This is a genomic window from Terribacillus sp. 7520-G, assembly GCF_002271665.1.
In the GTDB taxonomy this organism is placed as follows: Bacteria; Bacillota; Bacilli; order Bacillales; family Amphibacillaceae; genus Terribacillus.
Window position 1 is genome coordinate 96,610 of sequence record NZ_NQFP01000007.1, and the last position, 16,552, is coordinate 113,161.

The window sequence follows — 16,552 nt, forward strand, 5'->3', positions numbered from 1 at the left end:
GATTATTATAACAATCTCTACTTCAGCTTCCTACCCGTTCTGCCAAATTCATAAACCTTAACCTGCATATTTCTCCCGGACTCGACATATTTTGACGTTTTTGCATTACAAGTCCAAAACTTTCCACTATAATGGCAGTAATATGTCAAAATGGAGGGTTTTACAGTGAAGCAATTTTTATTATTTCCAATGCTCCTATGCTTATCCGGTGTATTGATCAGCGGCTGTGCAAGTTCGGAGCAAGCAGGGAATGAGGCTGAACAGACCGAAACAAGGGCGAGTACTTCAGTTGATCAAGAACAAGCTCCTGAAAAGGAGCAGACTGAGGAAGCACAGGAAAACAAGCAAGAAGAGCACCAGGAGGCACAATATAAGGTGTCGGAAGTATCTTCCATTGTTCCGCTTGACGATGCCGAACCACAGGTCGCGCTTTTGACCTTCGATGACGCTCCGGATAAGCATGCACTTGAGATAGCGAAATCATTGAAGGAAGCCGATGCACCGGCAATCTTCTTTGTGAATGGTCATTTCCTGACGACGGATGATGCGAAAGATACATTGAAAAAAATACATGACATGGGATTTGCGGTCGGAAACCATACATACAGTCATGCCAATCTAAATGACCTGACGGAAGAAGAGATAAAAGAGGAGATTCTTGAAGTGGATGAGCAGGTAGAGGAAATCACAGGGGAGAAGCCTGCGTTTTTCCGAGCGCCATTCGGTGAAAATACGGATTACAGCAGACAGCTGGCAGAAGATGAGGGGATGACAGTGATGAACTGGACCTATGGTTATGATTGGGAAAGCCAATACCAGAACAGTGCAGCTTTGGCTGATATCATGGTCAATACTGAATTGTTGGGTAATGGCGCCAATTTGCTTATGCATGATCGGGAATGGACAGCCAGTGCCATACCAGACATCGTAAATGGACTGAGGGCAAAGGGATATCAGCTTGTCGATCCGGACACAATAGAGCGGCCATCATAAAAAAACTCCCCGTTCGGGGAGTTTTTCATTGAAAGGCACGATGTTCTTTGATGACGCGAATATATTCTATCGACTCATCCATCAATCCCTGGACCGGCAATCCTGCATCCAGATTTCTTCTGATATAGCTGATGTTATCAGGACTGATGATTTCACCTGGAATGAAGATGGGGATTCCTGGCGGATAGACCATGATGGACTCAGCGCTGATCCGTCCCTCTGCTTCTGCAAGCGGAATGGCTTCGGTGTCAGCATAAAAAGCATCGCGCGGACTTAAAGACAAGACCGGTATTTCAGGAACGGACACTTCCAATTCCGCGGACGAGATATCTGCTTGGTGAAGATCTGCCAAATCTGCCAGTGCATCCACGAGCTGCCGGATCTCATTTTCTGTATCAGCAGGTGTAATCAAGAACAGCAGGTTATACAAGTCGGAAAGCTCGACCTCGATATTTTTTTCCTTCCGCAGCCAGCGTTCTGCGTCACTTCCTGATATACCGAGCTGTTTCACCGATACCAGCAGTTTGGTCCGATCCATGGCGAATGCTGCTTCTGAGCCCAAGATTTCTTCCCCTGCACAATACAGACCGTCTATGTCATTTATTTGCTTTCGGGCGTCATTTGCCAGCCTGATGGCATGGGCGTTCATTTCCCGCCCTTTGGTGGCAAGCTGCCGGCGCGCAGCATCGAGGGATGCCAGCAGGATGTAAGAAGTACTCGTGGAAGTGAGCATGGAAAGCACCGTTTGTACTTGTTCATGCCGCACCAACCCCTCACGCAAATTCAAAATCGAGCTCTGTGTCAAAGAACCGCCAAGCTTATGCACACTGGTAGCGGCAAGATCTGCCCCTGCAGCCATCGCCGAAACAGGCATGTCATCATGAAAATGAATGTGGACGCCGTGTGCTTCATCGACGAGGACAGGCACTTGAAAACGATGGGATATATCGACGATACGGGCTAAATCGGCAGCCACCCCGAAATATGTCGGATTGATGACTAGTACAGCTTTTGCATCCGGATTCGCCTCCAAAGCCTTCTCAACAGCTTCTGGCGTGATACCGTGTGAAATGCCCAACTTGTGATCCAGCTGAGGATGTACAAAAACAGGAATGGCGCCGGAAAAGATGAGCGCACTTGTCACGGATTTATGGACGTTTCGGGGGACGATGATCTTATCTCCCGGTTTGCATACACTCATGACCATAGCCATGATCGGTGTGCTTGTACCTTGGACGGAAAAGAATGTGTAATCCGCTCCGAAGGCTTTGGCTGCAAGCTGCTGTGCTTCTTGGATCATACCATGAGGGTGATGCAAGTCATCCAGTGGTTCTATATTTATCAAATCGACGGAAAGGGCATTCTCACCTATGAATGCTGAGAATTCCTGATCCATTCCCTTTCCGGTTTTATGTCCTGGGATATGGAACTGTAATGGTTTGTTGGCAGCATGCCTGCGCAAACCATCGAACAGTGGTGCTTGTTCTTGTGAAAACATCTTAGCTGACACCTCTTTACATGTTAAAAACAAAAGAATTATAGCAAAACTGCTTCCGGATTGCTAGCATCGCATGGAAAGTTATTTTCGTGTTACACTATTATCCAGGGAAAAGGAGGGATAGGATGAATTACAGCTATCCAATAGATGAAACTTGGACAAAAGAGGAAATCATTGATGTCGTGAATTTCTTTTCTTTGGTGGAACGTACGTATGAAGAGGGCATCCTTCGGGAGGACCTGCTGCTGGCATACGAACGTTTCAAACAGATTGTACCTTCCAAATCGGAAGAAAAGCAGCTGGACGCTAGATTTGAGAAAGACTCCGGCTACTCCAGCTATAGAGCGGTGAAAAAAGCAAGGGCAGCAGCCTCAGGTGAAAAAATTAAAATGTAAATAGAATCCCCCTTCCTTAAATCGGGAGGGGGATTCCGTGTTATACAGGTTCAAACGCAGCTTGCTCGTACAAGATGGCTGTATGCTTCAGTACGTCCTTGCATACTTTAAGGAATGCTTCCTTCGAAGCAAGCGCTGGGTCCTCAGGCTGCAAATGGACGCCGCAGACAAGCTCTGCTTTTTTGACATGCTGCAAGCGGTCTGCAATCTTGTCGAAAAGCTCTTCGGATATAGGGGAAGCATCCGGCTTCATGTGATCCATCGACCAGACATAGTGGGAAGGGATGGAATCCAAAATCTGTTCCTTCGCTTCCGTCATTTTACGTCCGGCAGTTTCCTTCAATGGGCTTTCGTAAATAAGTGCAAATTGGACGAATACATGTGTACCCCAAAGCCCGATTTGGAAGTGAGGCAGTTTCTTATAGCCGCGTTTACTGGAAGCAAGGGCGGACCATGTATCTTTTGGGGGGTTCTTCGTACGGCGTGCATGCTTTGCGACATGGACGTACATATCATGATCTGTCACTTGCTCCGCATAAGGCGCAAGCTCTGCAGCGAGCATTTCCAATTTCGGGGACAAGCGGCTGCGGAGCACTTCCATTCTTTCTTCCAATCCATCTATTGAAAAAACGTCGAAATCTTCTTTCGTGAATAATGCGGTCATCATTGTCACTCCTTGCAGAAATCTCCCTTCATCATACCTGTCCAAAAAGTAAATTGCAAGCAAGGAAAGGTTTACAAACCGCGCTGCAGTGGTAAAAAGAAACAACTTCACAGATTGGAATCAAAGGATGGGAGGGGCGAAGATGCGTGATGTGATGGAGGCTTTAAGGAAAAGGGAAGCAGAGGAAAAGGTGCCTGCCATACGTCTGGAAATCGATTATTATCTTGTGACACTGCATGATGCCATGCAGGAAGATGATGACAAGGCAGTTCGGGAAACGAAGGAGAAGCTTCGGTTGCTGAGTGAGCAATTGAATCGGTTCGAATCCTGAGCATATTTGTGATAAGCTAGTGGAAAGAATGGGGGACCACATGATGGAGCAATCAATGAAGCATACATTGCATAAGCAAGCACAGCAGTGGGTACTGGAAGCGGGGCGGCTTATCAAAGGGAAGATGGATGAACCATTGGAGATCATGACAAAGTCAAGCCCGAAAGATCTTGTGACAAAGATGGACAAGGCAGTGGAATCCTTCTTTTTGGAGAAAATCCGGGAAAACTACCCATCACACAAAGTGTTGGGGGAGGAAGGCATCGGCGAGGCTGTATCCGAAACGAAAGGAACAGTCTGGATAATCGATCCAATTGACGGTACGATGAATTTCGTCCATCAGAAAACCAATTTTGCCATATCGGTAGGGATCATACATGACGGTATAGCGGAAATCGGGATAGTTTACAATGTGATGGAGGATACGCTTTATCATGCGAAACGAGGAGAAGGAGCTTACAAGGATGATGTCAAGCTGCCCATGCTCCCGGAAAAGACGATCGATCAATCCATCATCGAGCTGAATCACTTCTGGCTCTGTCCTAATCGACGTGTGAATGAGGAAAAGCTGCAGCAGCTCATTTATCGTGCAATGGGCTCTCGTGCTTATGGATCGGCAGCATTGGAGCTTGCCTTCCTTGCTGAAGGGATAACGGATGCTTATTTGACCTTCAGTCTTCAGCCATGGGATTACGCAGGCGGTTTCGTGCTTCTGCAGGAAGTGGGAGGCAAGCTGACTGATGCAGCCGGCGAGCCGGTCGACTTCCTTAATCGGACAACGATAGTTGCAGCCAACAGCAGCATCCATCGGGAATTGATCGAGGATTATATTGAATTGAAATGAAAAAAGACGGGAAATCCCGTCTTTTTTTACTGCCCTTTTCGTTTTGCGAAGATTCCGGCCCCCATGATGAAGAATCCGGCAATGATCGCGAAAGTCATCCAGCCGTAATTTTGGTAGCTGATTGTCACACCTGCGGCTACGAAGCAGGCAATCACCAATATGGCGGTCAACAAAGCCAATCCTTTTGACATCGTCTCACCTCATTTATCAAATTAAAGGTTCATCCGTCTTCTTTTCCCGGTACAGATTGAAATTACCGGTCGCTTTTCGTTCCTTCGTCCGCTGGGAGATGCGATCCGAGCATTCGCTGCATAGATGCATCGTATTACGGCGGTTCCGCAATTTCTTTGCGTGCGGACTTCCATCATCTATTTCTTCTACTTTATCGCAGAGTACACATTGCACACGCATGCTATCACCTCAAAGAGTATAATACTTTTCCAGTTTACCATACGATGAGCCAATGTGCGTATGCTGCCGACAGACTCTACCAGTCATATCCGCCCGGGGAAGTTCCTATACCGAAAGCTCAGCAGATCTTTATCTGCCGGATGGCCTTGATCGGATCTTCTTTCCTGCTTGGCAGGTAGCAGTGGGCAGGACCGGATTCTTTGATGCTGCGACCATCTATGGCAAATAGGAACAGACTGGCCTCAAGCTCGTCCAAAGGAACGATTTCCTCCCCGTTTTCTGTCACGAATACGGCATGCGTGGCATCATCCTGTATGCCGGCCGTGGAGAGAAAATCAGCGATGGGCATGACATAGCTGTTCTCCAATGCCTGTTTTCTCTCTTCTCTTGTAAGGCTTTTATTGATTGGGGGCTTCATCTTTTGCTGATAGACAGAGCGGTCCCAATGCTTTTCTTCGGCGGCGGGAACTGGCTCGATTTCTTTAAAAGCGTTTTCAAAAAGGATTTTGCGATCATCGAAAATCCAGACTGATGGATCGAGAGTTAGCGGGAAATCCACTTTCCCTGTCAAGGTGATTACCATATAAACGACACTTCCTTTTCCAGAGTATCTATAGATATAGCTTAACATAAAGAATGTGACAAGTGACAATGATTCGACAAAATTAATAGGTGGACGTGTCTTGCAATTTACCAGGACTACCGCTAGAATTGTAAAGAAGAAGTCTGTTTAACGGAGGGATAATATTGATATCTGAGATCACCGTTAGTAATCAAGAGAAAGCATATGCCCTTCTTTTGGCGGATGCTGATAAAATACTTAAATTAATCAAAGTACAGATGGACAATTTGACGATGCCGCAGTGTCCGCTATATGAAGAAGTACTCGATACACAAATGTTTGGTTTGTCACGTGAAATAGATTTTGCAATTCGATTGAACCTTGTGAAAGAAGAGGATGGAAAAGAGCTTCTTGAAAACTTGGAAAGGCAGTTGAATGTGCTGCATGAAGCGGCACAGCGGTCTATGCGTCCGTAACAGGACCGGCAGGCCGTCTGCAATTGTACGGGCATCCCATATGAAAGATGAAACCCCATTGCCCTTTAATTTGGCGGGGTTTTTTTATTATTCTATGAATCTGGCGGATTAAGAAGTTCGTAAAATACATACTATGGGAGCTTTAAGATGAAAAAAAGATTGCGTAATTTCGATTTTACTTTACTATTCACACCATTGCTGCTGACAGCTTTCGGAGCCGTGATGGTTTACAGTGCAAGCTATACAGTTGCGGTTGTCAAGTTCGGCGAACCAGCTACTGCATTCTTTGTCAGGACCTTGATTTGGATATGTTTGGCACTGCCTGTCTTTGCCTTTTTCTGCCTTGTGCCCTATCAAAAATTCCAGAAATGGATCAAGCCGATCATGGTCATCATCATCATCATGCTTGTGGGCGTCTTGTTCACGGGCAAGGTGAATGGATCAAGGTCCTGGTTCAATCTTGGGTTCTTCAGCCTGCAGCCTGCAGAGCTGGCGAAAGTTGGTATGATCATTTATCTGGCGGCAGTTTACGCCAAAAAACAGAAATATCTGCATAGCTTTTCAAAAGGTGTCCTGCCGCCTTTGATTGTATTGGGGATGGTATTAGGCTTGATCGTCATCCAGCCTGATGTAGGCTCTGCATCGATTGTATTCCTGATTTCCTGCTCGATCATCCTTAGTGCGGGGATACGGTTCAAGCATTTGTCTATCCTGATATTGGCTGGTGTTGTATTGATATTGGCTGTATTGCCCCACATGGTCAATGAAGAACGGATTTCCCGTTTTACAGGTGCCTATCAGCCATTCGATGAGGAGCATGTACAGGATGACGGGTTTCAATTGGTCCAATCTTATCTTGCAATCGGCAATGGCGGCATTTTCGGCGATGGGCTGGGACAGGGAGTCCAGAAGCTGGGTTATTTGCCGGAACCGCATACGGATTTCATCATGGCCGTCATAGCCGAAGAGCTGGGATTCATCGGTGTGGCCGCTGTTTTGGCTATGCTGGCGATCATCGTGTTGCGCGGCTTCTACATTGCCAAGCAATGCCGTGACAGCTTCGGTTCTTTATTGGCAATAGGCATTTCGTCGATGGTGGGGATCCAGACTTTCATCAACCTGGGTGCAATCACCGGTCTATTGCCAATTACAGGTGTGACACTGCCATTTGTCAGTTACGGCGGTACATCCTTGATGATTTTATTCGCTTCGATGGGTATTCTGAATAATATTGCAAGGCATGTACGTTCACAAGAACTGCTCGTGACAGAGAGTACCTTCACGCAGGACAAGCGGGGCAGACGTCCCTCCAATCGACAGAGGATCCGCACCACTAGTACAACTACACAAACAAGGGGAAAGACTAGAGGAGGAGAACGATGGACGAACTAAGGGGAATCAATAAGGTACTGGTAGCAAACAGAGGTGAAATTGCGATCCGTGTATTCCGGGCTTGTGTCGAGCTTGGGATACAGACGGTCGCGATTTATTCAAAGGAGGACAAATCTTCCAGTCACCGCTTCAAAGCGGATGAAGCATATTTGGTGGGCGAAGGCAAGAAGCCGATCGATGCCTATCTTGATATCGAGAATATTCTAGAAATTGCAAAAACTTCCGGTGCAGATGCCATCCATCCGGGTTATGGATTCCTATCGGAAAACATTCATTTTGCCAGACGCTGTGAAGAGGAAGGCATAATCTTCATTGGTCCGCGCAGTGAACAGCTTGATATGTTCGGGGATAAAGTGAAAGCAAGACAGCAAGCCCTGCTTGCGGAAATACCGGTAATCCCCGGAAGTGACGGACCGATCAAAGGCCTGGATGAAGCGAAAGCATTCACCGACAGCCATGGCTATCCAATCATCATCAAAGCTTCCTTGGGCGGCGGAGGCCGCGGCATGCGTGTCGTTCGATCTGCCGGGGAGCTGGCTGAAGCGTACGAGCGAGCGAAATCAGAAGCGAAAGCTGCGTTCGGCAGTGATGAAGTATACGTGGAAAAATTAATCGAAAATCCGAAGCACATCGAAGTGCAGATCCTAGGGGACAATGCGGGGAATGTCATCCATTTGTTCGAGCGTGACTGTTCGATACAGCGAAGACATCAAAAAGTGATCGAAGTAGCTCCGAGTGTCGGACTTCCTGAAACGCTTCGGGCCGATATTTGTGATGCGGCAGTCAAATTAATGAAAAATGTTTCCTATTTGAATGCTGGGACAGTCGAATTCCTTGTGGCAGATGATAAGTTCTACTTCATCGAAGTGAATCCGCGTGTGCAAGTGGAACATACAATCACCGAATTGGTCACCGGCGTGGATATCGTTCAAACGCAGCTGCTTCTGGCACAGGGGTACAGCCTGTCGGATGAACGCCTTAACATTCCCCCGCAATCTGAGATCAAAACGAATGGCTATGCAATCCAGGCTCGTGTCACAACGGAGGACCCGCTTAATAACTTTATGCCCGATACAGGTAAAATCATGGCTTATCGCTCCGGCGGTGGATTCGGTGTCCGTCTGGATGGCGGAAATGCCTTCCAGGGTTCCGTCATCAGTTCCTACTATGATTCCCTGCTGGTAAAGGTATCGACTTGGGCCGCGGACTACAGACAAGCAGCTTACAAGATGGAAAGGAACCTGCGGGAGTTCAGGATTCGCGGTATCAAGACCAACATACCGTTCCTTGAAAATGTCATCCTGCATGAAAAATTCCTGTCAGCTGACTATACGACTAACTTCATTGATGAAACACCTGAATTATTCGTTTTCCCTAAACGGCAGGATAGAGGAACGAAGATGCTTCAGTATATTGGCTATACAACCGTGAATGGGTTCGATGGCAGCGGTAAAGTCGAAAAGCCTGATTTTCCGAAACCGAGGATTCCTAAGCTTGACAAAGGGCTCGAATATCAAAATGGTACGAAACAAATCCTGGATGCCCATGGTCCTGAAGGGCTGGCAAACTGGCTGAAGGAACAGGAAGAGGTATTGCTGACGGATACTACTTTCCGCGATGCACACCAATCACTGCTTGCAACTCGTGTCCGGACAAAAGATCTATTGGCGATTGCCGAACCGACTTCCAAGCTATTGCCTAACTTATTCTCAGTCGAGATGTGGGGAGGAGCGACCTTCGATGTCGCTTATCGATTCCTGAAGGAAGATCCTTGGGAGAGGCTGGCCAAACTTCGGGACAGAATGCCGAATGTATTATTCCAGATGCTACTCCGTGCAAGCAATGCAGTCGGTTATAAGAATTATCCGGACAACGTCGTGGAGAAGTTTATCAAAGAAAGCGCAGAAGCCGGTATCGACGTATATCGTATCTTCGACAGCTTGAACTGGATTGAAAATATGAAGCCGGCAATCGAAGCCGTGCGCAATCAAAACAAGGTGGCAGAAGCTGCGCTTTGCTACAGCGGAGATATCCTCGATCCATCCCGGACGAAATACGATCTTGCATATTATACGAAGATGGCGAAGGAGCTGGAAGCGGCCGGTGCCCACATCATCGGGATCAAGGATATGGCAGGTCTCCTTAAACCGCAGGCTGCCTATGACCTTGTCAGTGCTTTGAAGGATGCCGTATCGCTGCCGATTCATTTGCACACGCATGATACAAGCGGAAATGGCGTACTGACATATGTGAAGGCCGTAGAAGCTGGTGTGGATGTAGTCGATGTTGCAGCAGGTTCCATGGCGGGTCTGACTTCTCAGCCGAGTGCCAGCACATTTTATCACGCCATGCAGGGGATGGAGCGCCGACCATCCATCAATGTCGGGAATTATGATGAACTCGGATTATATTGGGAAGATGTGCGCAATCAATACAGTGACTTCGAGAGCGGCATGAAAGCCCCGCATGCAGAAGTCTATTTGCATGAAATGCCGGGCGGTCAATACAGCAATCTGCTGCAGCAGGCGAATGCGGTCGGGCTGGGCGATCGTTGGGACGAAGTGAAAGTCATGTACAGAAGGGTGAATGACTTATTCGGGGATGTCATCAAAGTAACGCCATCCTCCAAGGTGGTCGGCGATATGGCATTATTCATGGTGCAAAACGACTTGGATGAAAATAGTGTCATTGAAAAAGGAGCTTCACTCGATTTCCCGGACTCTGTAATCGAATTCGCGCAAGGCTATCTTGGACAGCCATATGGCGGGTTCCCGAAAGAGCTGCAGAAGGTGATCGTGAAGGATCGGGAAGTGATTACAGCCCGCCCTGGTGAATTGCTTCCGCCAGTGGATTTTGATCAGCTGCGGAGTGAGCTCCAGGAAAAGATGGTGGATGAAGCTACCGAGCAGGATATCGTGGCATATTCCCTCTATCCGAAGGTGTTCGAAACGTATGCGGCATTCAAGGAAGCCTATGGAGATCTATCCGTTCTGACTACACCGACATTCTTCTATGGCATGAAGCTGGATGAAGAAATCGAAGTGGAAATCGAACCAGGGAAAACCTTGATCGTCAAGCTGGTCGCAATAGGCGAGGCCGGTCCGGATGCAATGCGGACGATATACTTTGAGTTCAATGGACAGCCTCGTGAGGTGCTTGTGCGTGATGAACAGGTGCAGGCAACAGTCAAAACGACACCGAAAGCGGATAAACAGAACAAGAAACATATCGGTGCAACGATGCCTGGAACTGTCATCAGGGCGTTGGTAGCTGCTGGTGAGCAAGTGCAAAAAGGGCAGCAGCTGCTCGTCACGGAGGCAATGAAGATGGAAACGACGGTGCAGGCGCCATTCGATGGAACCATCAAAGATGTCCATGTAAAGGATGGAGAGCCAATTCAAGTCGGAGATCTGCTTTTGGAATTTGAATAAAGGAAAATCCACTGCCGACACGGCAGTGGATTTTTTTATTCCTTTTCATATTTCGCGCTGCGGAAGGACAGCATGATATAATACGTCATTATTCCGAAGTAGACGCTGATGATCAAAGAATGGAGCAGGGCTACAAATAGATTCATACCGGTGAAAATGACAAGCACACCGGCTATTGCTTGTGCTGCCAAGAGACAGAAGCTGATGATCCAGCCTTTGGACATCACTGCATGCTCTTTGTAACGGCGGATCACTTGCACCATGATGATGAAGGACCAGACAAGCGCCAGCATGGCAGCGCCGCGATGGAGCATCTGTACCATCTGTGCCGTGCTTAACCCAAAGAGACCTGGATCAGAGTTGGAACAGAGCGGGAAGTCCCCGCATACAAGACTGGCATTCATATGCCGTACAAGGGCTCCGGTATAGACGACGAGATAAATGAAAATGGTATGCAGATAAAATTGGATCCGCATTCCTTTTCTGATCACAAGTGCGCGCGCATCAAACTTCTTGTCCACTTCGAAAACCAAAAGGGTAAGCAGCAGGACAGAAGCGAAAGAAATCAGCGAAATGCCGAAATGAAGTGCCAGCACGGTGTCCGATTGCTGCCAAACAACTGCTGCAGCACCGATCAGTGCTTGGAGAATCAGAAAGAATACAGCCACTACGGACAGGAATTTCACTTCGCGGATGTGTCCGATTTTTCGCCATGCGAGGATTGCAAGCAAGATGATGACGACGCCCATTGCCGAAGAAACGAAACGATGGGCGGATTCAATGACCAATTCCGGTGTGATATTGGTCAAAGCCCCTTCACATAATGGCCAGCTCTGTCCGCATCCATCTTCGGATCCCGTTTTGGTGACCAGGGCGCCGCCCAATAGGACGAACAGCATCCCCACACTGCCGATCACCGATAAGAATTTCAATAATTTCATGTATGAACACCTCTTATACAGACTTTAAGCAATGATAAAAATAATCATGCCTATCGTAACACGAAAGGGCTTTTAAAATAGAAGAATTTCTTGTCAATTTTATGACCTGTGACCGTCTATTTTAGCAATAAGCTGTAAAGACTGGAGTTAGTTCAGCAAATTGTCATAAACCGTTTCATTTGAAGAAGTCTGACGTGTTACAATGTAAAAAGTGTGATAGAATACAAGAATTATGTGTAACCAAGCAGAAAGGATGTGCTGGTGTGGAAAAAATCGAATCAACTTCTTCACAAGTGTTGAATGGCGCCGAACAGGCTGATTCTGCCACTAGTCTTTGGACAGACTTTAAAGCACTTATAAAAACAGGTATTATAAATTCGAATCTATTGACCGCTTTCGGTGGTTTCTGGCTCGCACTTTATATGACAAATGAGCAATTTGTCGACCATATCCCCGCATTTATTTACATGATGATCGGCAGCGGGCTGGTCATTGCAGGCGGTTGTGTCATCAATAACTATTATGATCGTGACATTGATCATATCATGCAGAGGACGAAGAAACGGCCGACTGTAACAGGTACCATCCCTCTTTCTGTCGTACTTACGATGGGGATCGGCTTCACGGTCCTCGGTGTGGTATTCCTTTTCCTTACAACATGGCAAGCAGCACTAATCGGCATGTTCGGCTGGTTTGCTTATGTAGTGCTTTATACGATGTGGTCCAAGCGCCGCTACACAATCAATACTGCGATCGGAAGCTTTTCCGGCGCGGTTCCGCCGCTGATCGGTTATGCCGCCATCGATGGAAGCTTGAGCACAGAGGCTTGGATCGTTTTCGCCATCATGTTCATCTGGCAGACACCGCATTTCTTGGCCTTGGCCATGAGAAAAGCGGAAGATTACAAGGCTGCGAATATACCGATGCTGCCATCGGTTTATGGCTTCGGAATCACGAAACGTCAGATTGTCGTTTACACAGCATGTTTGCTTCCGCTGCCATTTTACTTAACAACGCTAGGAACCGTGTTCGTCGCCATTGCCAGCGTATTGAATGTTGGGTGGCTTGCGATCGGCATTGCTGGATTCTTCATGAAAGATGACTTGAAATGGGCTACATGGATGTTTGTCTACAGCCTGAATTACTTGATGATTTTCTTTATCGCGCTTGTAGTATTTACAACTCCTGCGATATTCTGATCCTATTGCGAAGATGCTTCCTTTATAAGGAGGTGTCTTTTTTTGTGTTTATGGAGATGGAAATTACGGGAATAGAATGGTAAATGTGCTTTTTTGGAGAGAGGGAAATGGAATGGATATGGAAACACCGCGCTTGAATTTGAAAGCTATGACACTGGAAATGGGGAAGCAGCTCGTTCGCTACCCGGTCACCTTCTTCTATGAGCAGGGTATATCGTATGTGACCGATTGGCCGACGAATGCTTTGAAAGCAGAGCTGCCCTTTTATTTAGAGGAAATGGAAACTGGGCTGATAAAATCCGGATTCGGACCGTGGATCCTGCATACAAAATACAAGAAGGAAATGGTCGGGCATATCATGGTTAAACAACCGGTATATGACACGATGCAAGCGGAGCTGCATTTCCATATTCGCAAGGAGATGTCAGGAAAAAGGTATGAGGATGAAGCAATCGTGGGCATTTGCGATTGGCTTTTGCAGCATGGCATCGAAACGATCCATGCCTTCTGTAAACCGGAGGAAGCAGATAAGCAGCAAGTTTTGACAAGATGCGGCTTCCGGAAGCTTGGTGAGATTGACGGTTTGGTCCAGTTCAGGACATACGGTCACCTGCTGCCAGCAGATGGTATGTGAAGCTTGTCGAAGGAGTCGGCTATCTCTGGATTGGGATTTATATTATAATAGGGGGCAACTGATGGAAAGGGGGCAGGATGCTTGAAGAGCTTGCGAATTGTGTTATTGCTTCTCGTAGTGGGGGCGGGTGTTCTGTTCTTTTGGAATAAAGATGATTATCTTGGCCCAGCCCAGGATGCAAGACAGAAAAATACTGAGAATGCGCAAAAAGCAGAAGCTGCCCAGAAGCCGAACGGCGATATGGAACGGTGGATCAACCAGGAACCGGAAACATTAAAAGAGGATCAAGGCGAACCGGATAGAATTGACAAATCCTCTTACGGCTATGATTGGTATATATATGATAAAGGCGATGCCTATGCCCAGTATGGCGTAAAGGATGATCGCATCATCACTGCCTTCGCAGTCGGCGAAGCATCGCTTGCCAAAACAGAAATCGGCGCAAGCCGTGAGGAAGTGGAAGAGGATTATCCTCTTGAGGAAGAGGTATCTTTTCGTTATGGAAGCAATCGGTACACATTCAAGCTAAAGGAGAAGGATCAGCAGATCCAGCCGCTTGCCCAAATCGGGGATGGGCTGTTCGCCCAATTTTACTTTGATACCTTCGATGATGAACTTACGGCAGTCCGTGTGCTGACTGACGAACAGCTGATCTTGGAACGGCCATACGATGTGACCTATACAGGCGGGCTGCCTGAGCAGCCGCAGCTTTCCGACGATGATTGGCAGCAAGTGCAGGATGGGATGGAGCAGCAAATCATCGATATAACCAATGTCTTGCGTGCACATTTCGATGTCCCGCCATTGAAATGGAATGACGAAGTTGCGGCGGTTGCCCTCGGTCATAGTGAGGATATGCAAAAACAGCAGTATTTCTCACATGTGACGCCGAATGGCGAGGAGCTGGGTGACAGACTGGCAGATGGTCAAGTGCGTTTCCAAAGTGCGGGGGAGAATATTGCCGCTGGCTATACAGATGCCCCGGCAGCAATGATCGGCTGGCTGAACAGCGAGGGTCACCGAAAAACGATGCTTGATGCAACATATGAAGAACTTGGGGTGGGTGTGTATCGTTATTACTATACCCAGAACTTCCTCTTGCAATGACCGGGTTTCCGTTAAAGGATCCCGGTCATTTGTGTCATTGCACCTGTTTTTTCATATATTGGGCAGAGAGGGTCATATTCAGGTTAGGAGATGAATGGCAATGTCAGATACGAATTTGCATCCTTCGATCCAGGCATTCAGACAATTCGTCCAACAGCATCCAAAGCTGATCCGTGAGGTCAGGCAAAATCAGACAGGATGGCAGCCTTACTATGAAAAGTGGGTATTGTTGGGTGAGGAGGATCCAAGCTGGCAGGCATATAAAGAAAACGAAGAACAGACAGGGAGAGCGGATACAGAGTCACAGGAAGCAGGCAAAGAGATGTTCAATAAGGTGATGGGCATGGCAAATCAATTCGATTTGCAGAAACTGCAGGGTCATATCCATCAGCTGAATGGTGCACTGGATAATATCAAGCAATTGATAGCCCAATATCAAGGAGTCAAGCAGCAGCTGCCGGCAAAGAAGCAGGCACCCACATTTTTCCACAGGGACTAAAGGGAGGTTGAATGATGCGGCAGGAAATATATCAAAGGCTGCAGCATCGGGAGGAATTGCTCCGTTTTGTCAGGCTTCATCCGATATGGTATCGTACACTCGCCCGTGATCCGGACGCATTCGCCGAGCTGGAAAAACAGGCGAAGCATTTCTACGGCAGAACGGTACCACAGCGCATCGGACAATTCGGGGAGCAGCTGAGCATGGTCAATATGCTGATACAAATGGCGAGGGCGATGCGGGATTAAACACTTTTCATTTCCCTATTATTTGGTATGATAGTAGGGGAGGTGGTTCTATGTTTGCAACTATGGAATTCGTTGAACTATTGGAGAAATCTGAGCGATTGGGGCAGATGATTCGTGAATCAGATGTCATGGCAGCATATAGCTCCGCGCAAGCCAAGCTCTACCAGGATAGTGAGACGAAAGCTAAAATCGACGCATTCACAGCAATAAAGGAACAATATGAAGAAGTGCAGCGATTCGGCCGATACCACCCTGATTACAGCTTCATCATGAAGGAAATCCGCAGCAAGAAGCGTGAGATGGATATGGATGCCAACGTTGCGGCCTTTAAGATAGCAGAACGGAATCTGCAAAAACTGCTTGATGATATTAGTGCCAAACTCGCTGTAACAGTGAGCGAGAATGTCAAGGCACCGCGGGCAGGGGCAGCTTGGAAGGACTCCGGCTGCGGCTGCGGAAGCGGCGGCGCCTGCGGGTGTGCTTCCTGACATTATCCGGCAAGCTTTTTAGCTTGCCGGTTTTTTTGTGTTGCTCCGAGGGGCCAGGCTTTGCTACACTAAGAAAAAAGCTGTAAAGCGAGGAACATCATTTATGTTGACAAAACGGCAGGGAATCGTCGTATGGTTCCAGCATATGAAAAATATCAAGCAGCTGAAGCGGCACGGACATTTGGTTTTCGTATCCAAGAAGCAGAAGTATGCAATGATTTATGTGAATATGGAGGAGGCCGAAGAGAAGGAAGCGGCATTGCAAAGACTGCCGTTCGTTTCCAGGACTGCCCTGAGCTATCGTCCATTCGTTCGTACCGATTTCGAGAATGCGAAACAGGATAAAGCGAAAGAATACGATTATAAGATCGGGATATAAAAAAAGCCTGCAGGGAAATGCCCTGCAGGCGCCTTTGTTTCCAGTGAAAACAACAGGCAA

Annotated in this window: 20 protein-coding genes; 14 read left to right on the plus strand and 6 right to left on the minus strand. The window is 47.4% G+C overall.

The window, feature by feature from the left end; genetic code table 11:
• Positions 1 to 165 precede the first annotated feature (165 nt).
• Positions 166 to 993: a polysaccharide deacetylase family protein gene (locus CHH53_RS02695; protein WP_233134793.1), complete on the plus strand. Its 828-nt coding sequence runs from the start codon at positions 166 to 168 to the stop codon at positions 991 to 993.
• Positions 994 to 1,018: 25 nt separating this feature from the next.
• Here CHH53_RS02695 and CHH53_RS02700 read toward each other — a convergent pair whose 3' ends face one another.
• Positions 1,019 to 2,491, minus strand: a complete 1,473-nt coding sequence (locus tag CHH53_RS02700; RefSeq protein ID WP_095214582.1) for an aminotransferase class I/II-fold pyridoxal phosphate-dependent enzyme — start codon at positions 2,489 to 2,491, stop codon at positions 1,019 to 1,021.
• A 125-nt stretch (positions 2,492 to 2,616) separates the two neighbouring features.
• Here CHH53_RS02700 and CHH53_RS02705 point away from each other — a divergent pair, with 125 nt between their 5' ends.
• Positions 2,617 to 2,886 (plus strand): UPF0223 family protein, encoded by a 270-nt coding sequence (locus tag CHH53_RS02705; protein WP_095214583.1) that lies wholly within the window; start codon positions 2,617 to 2,619, stop codon positions 2,884 to 2,886.
• A 40-nt stretch (positions 2,887 to 2,926) separates the two neighbouring features.
• Here CHH53_RS02705 and CHH53_RS02710 read toward each other — a convergent pair whose 3' ends face one another.
• Positions 2,927 to 3,553 carry a YktB family protein gene (locus CHH53_RS02710; protein WP_233134794.1) on the minus strand — a complete coding sequence of 209 codons (627 nt, stop codon included), beginning with the start codon at positions 3,551 to 3,553 and terminating at the stop codon, positions 2,927 to 2,929.
• Between the two features lie 139 nt (positions 3,554 to 3,692).
• Here CHH53_RS02710 and CHH53_RS02715 point away from each other — a divergent pair, with 139 nt between their 5' ends.
• Both CHH53_RS02715 and CHH53_RS02720 read left to right on the plus strand, forming a co-directional pair.
• A complete protein-coding gene (locus CHH53_RS02715) occupies positions 3,693 to 3,881 on the plus strand; it encodes a hypothetical protein (RefSeq protein WP_095214585.1) in 189 nt (62 codons plus the stop codon).
• Positions 3,882 to 3,921: 40 nt separating this feature from the next.
• On the plus strand, positions 3,922 to 4,725 hold the full coding sequence (locus CHH53_RS02720) for an inositol monophosphatase family protein (protein ID WP_369819853.1): 804 nt from the start codon (positions 3,922 to 3,924) through the stop codon (positions 4,723 to 4,725).
• Positions 4,726 to 4,751: 26 nt separating this feature from the next.
• On the opposite strand, the gene CHH53_RS17250 is transcribed toward CHH53_RS02720, so the two are convergent.
• From CHH53_RS17250 to CHH53_RS02730, 3 genes are all read right to left on the minus strand, one after another.
• The gene (locus CHH53_RS17250; protein WP_158221463.1) at positions 4,752 to 4,916 is read right to left on the minus strand and encodes a DUF5325 family protein; all 165 of its coding nucleotides are present in this window, start codon (positions 4,914 to 4,916) and stop codon (positions 4,752 to 4,754) included.
• A gap of 16 nt (positions 4,917 to 4,932) precedes the next feature.
• On the minus strand, positions 4,933 to 5,136 hold the full coding sequence (locus CHH53_RS02725) for a YlaI family protein (protein WP_095214587.1): 204 nt from the start codon (positions 5,134 to 5,136) through the stop codon (positions 4,933 to 4,935).
• Between the two features lie 118 nt (positions 5,137 to 5,254).
• Positions 5,255 to 5,719 carry a hypothetical protein gene (locus CHH53_RS02730; protein WP_095214588.1) on the minus strand — a complete coding sequence of 155 codons (465 nt, stop codon included), beginning with the start codon at positions 5,717 to 5,719 and terminating at the stop codon, positions 5,255 to 5,257.
• A gap of 164 nt (positions 5,720 to 5,883) precedes the next feature.
• On the opposite strand from CHH53_RS02730, the gene CHH53_RS02735 reads away from it, so the two are divergent.
• The 3 genes from CHH53_RS02735 to pyc all read left to right on the plus strand — a co-directional run bounded on the left by CHH53_RS02735 (position 5,884) and on the right by pyc (position 10,997).
• The gene (locus CHH53_RS02735) at positions 5,884 to 6,174 is read left to right on the plus strand and encodes an Fpa/YlaN family protein (RefSeq protein ID WP_038559874.1); all 291 of its coding nucleotides are present in this window, start codon (positions 5,884 to 5,886) and stop codon (positions 6,172 to 6,174) included.
• 147 nt (positions 6,175 to 6,321) lie between these two features.
• Positions 6,322 to 7,566, plus strand: a complete 1,245-nt coding sequence (gene ftsW / locus CHH53_RS02740) for a putative lipid II flippase FtsW (protein WP_095214589.1) — start codon at positions 6,322 to 6,324, stop codon at positions 7,564 to 7,566.
• Entirely contained in the window at positions 7,554 to 10,997 is a 3,444-nt protein-coding gene (gene pyc, locus CHH53_RS02745; RefSeq protein WP_095214590.1) for a pyruvate carboxylase, read from the plus strand. The genes ftsW and pyc overlap by 13 nt, the downstream gene beginning before the upstream one ends.
• A 35-nt stretch (positions 10,998 to 11,032) precedes the next feature.
• Here the strand turns inward: pyc and CHH53_RS02750 are convergent, their stop codons facing one another.
• The gene (locus CHH53_RS02750; RefSeq protein ID WP_095214591.1) at positions 11,033 to 11,938 is read right to left on the minus strand and encodes a COX15/CtaA family protein; all 906 of its coding nucleotides are present in this window, start codon (positions 11,936 to 11,938) and stop codon (positions 11,033 to 11,035) included.
• A 272-nt stretch (positions 11,939 to 12,210) separates the two neighbouring features.
• On the opposite strand from CHH53_RS02750, the gene cyoE reads away from it, so the two are divergent.
• From cyoE to CHH53_RS02785, 7 genes are all read left to right on the plus strand, one after another.
• Positions 12,211 to 13,137: a heme o synthase gene (cyoE, locus tag CHH53_RS02755; RefSeq protein ID WP_233134810.1), complete on the plus strand. Its 927-nt coding sequence runs from the start codon at positions 12,211 to 12,213 to the stop codon at positions 13,135 to 13,137.
• A 112-nt stretch (positions 13,138 to 13,249) separates the two neighbouring features.
• Positions 13,250 to 13,771 carry a GNAT family N-acetyltransferase gene (locus tag CHH53_RS02760; protein ID WP_158221464.1) on the plus strand — a complete coding sequence of 174 codons (522 nt, stop codon included), beginning with the start codon at positions 13,250 to 13,252 and terminating at the stop codon, positions 13,769 to 13,771.
• An 81-nt stretch (positions 13,772 to 13,852) separates the two neighbouring features.
• The gene (locus tag CHH53_RS02765) at positions 13,853 to 14,878 is read left to right on the plus strand and encodes a CAP domain-containing protein (RefSeq protein WP_095214594.1); all 1,026 of its coding nucleotides are present in this window, start codon (positions 13,853 to 13,855) and stop codon (positions 14,876 to 14,878) included.
• A gap of 100 nt (positions 14,879 to 14,978) precedes the next feature.
• Complete coding sequence (gene ylbD / locus CHH53_RS02770; RefSeq protein WP_158221465.1) at positions 14,979 to 15,377, plus strand: YlbD family protein; 399 nt, start codon at positions 14,979 to 14,981, stop codon at positions 15,375 to 15,377.
• A 14-nt stretch (positions 15,378 to 15,391) separates the two neighbouring features.
• Positions 15,392 to 15,625 (plus strand): YlbE-like family protein, encoded by a 234-nt coding sequence (locus CHH53_RS02775; RefSeq protein ID WP_095214596.1) that lies wholly within the window; start codon positions 15,392 to 15,394, stop codon positions 15,623 to 15,625.
• Positions 15,626 to 15,675: 50 nt separating this feature from the next.
• Positions 15,676 to 16,113 carry a YlbF/YmcA family competence regulator gene (locus tag CHH53_RS02780; protein ID WP_095214597.1) on the plus strand — a complete coding sequence of 146 codons (438 nt, stop codon included), beginning with the start codon at positions 15,676 to 15,678 and terminating at the stop codon, positions 16,111 to 16,113.
• A gap of 103 nt (positions 16,114 to 16,216) precedes the next feature.
• Positions 16,217 to 16,492, plus strand: coding sequence for a YlbG family protein (locus tag CHH53_RS02785; protein ID WP_093726711.1), 276 nt, complete (start codon positions 16,217 to 16,219; stop codon positions 16,490 to 16,492).
• Positions 16,493 to 16,552: the final 60 nt, after the last annotated feature.

Bases quoted from the DNA above. Each gene is read 5' to 3' on its own strand.
- CHH53_RS02700 (WP_095214582.1), bottom strand. From the start codon at position 2,491: ATGTTTTCACAAGAACAAGCACCACTGTTCGATGGTTTGCGCAGGCAT.
- CHH53_RS02705 (WP_095214583.1), top strand. From the start codon at position 2,617: ATGAATTACAGCTATCCAATAGATGAAACTTGGACAAAAGAGGAAATC.
- CHH53_RS02710 (WP_233134794.1), bottom strand. From the start codon at position 3,553: ATGATGACCGCATTATTCACGAAAGAAGATTTCGACGTTTTTTCAATA.
- CHH53_RS02715 (WP_095214585.1), top strand. From the start codon at position 3,693: ATGCGTGATGTGATGGAGGCTTTAAGGAAAAGGGAAGCAGAGGAAAAG.
- CHH53_RS02720 (WP_369819853.1), top strand. From the start codon at position 3,922: ATGATGGAGCAATCAATGAAGCATACATTGCATAAGCAAGCACAGCAG.
- CHH53_RS17250 (WP_158221463.1), bottom strand. From the start codon at position 4,916: ATGTCAAAAGGATTGGCTTTGTTGACCGCCATATTGGTGATTGCCTGC.
- CHH53_RS02725 (WP_095214587.1), bottom strand. From the start codon at position 5,136: ATGCGTGTGCAATGTGTACTCTGCGATAAAGTAGAAGAAATAGATGAT.
- CHH53_RS02730 (WP_095214588.1), bottom strand. From the start codon at position 5,719: ATGGTAATCACCTTGACAGGGAAAGTGGATTTCCCGCTAACTCTCGAT.
- ftsW (WP_095214589.1), top strand. From the start codon at position 6,322: ATGAAAAAAAGATTGCGTAATTTCGATTTTACTTTACTATTCACACCA.
- pyc (WP_095214590.1), top strand. From the start codon at position 7,554: ATGGACGAACTAAGGGGAATCAATAAGGTACTGGTAGCAAACAGAGGT.
- CHH53_RS02750 (WP_095214591.1), bottom strand. From the start codon at position 11,938: ATGAAATTATTGAAATTCTTATCGGTGATCGGCAGTGTGGGGATGCTG.
- CHH53_RS02760 (WP_158221464.1), top strand. From the start codon at position 13,250: ATGGATATGGAAACACCGCGCTTGAATTTGAAAGCTATGACACTGGAA.
- ylbD (WP_158221465.1), top strand. From the start codon at position 14,979: ATGTCAGATACGAATTTGCATCCTTCGATCCAGGCATTCAGACAATTC.
- CHH53_RS02775 (WP_095214596.1), top strand. From the start codon at position 15,392: ATGCGGCAGGAAATATATCAAAGGCTGCAGCATCGGGAGGAATTGCTC.
- CHH53_RS02780 (WP_095214597.1), top strand. From the start codon at position 15,676: ATGTTTGCAACTATGGAATTCGTTGAACTATTGGAGAAATCTGAGCGA.
- CHH53_RS02785 (WP_093726711.1), top strand. From the start codon at position 16,217: ATGTTGACAAAACGGCAGGGAATCGTCGTATGGTTCCAGCATATGAAA.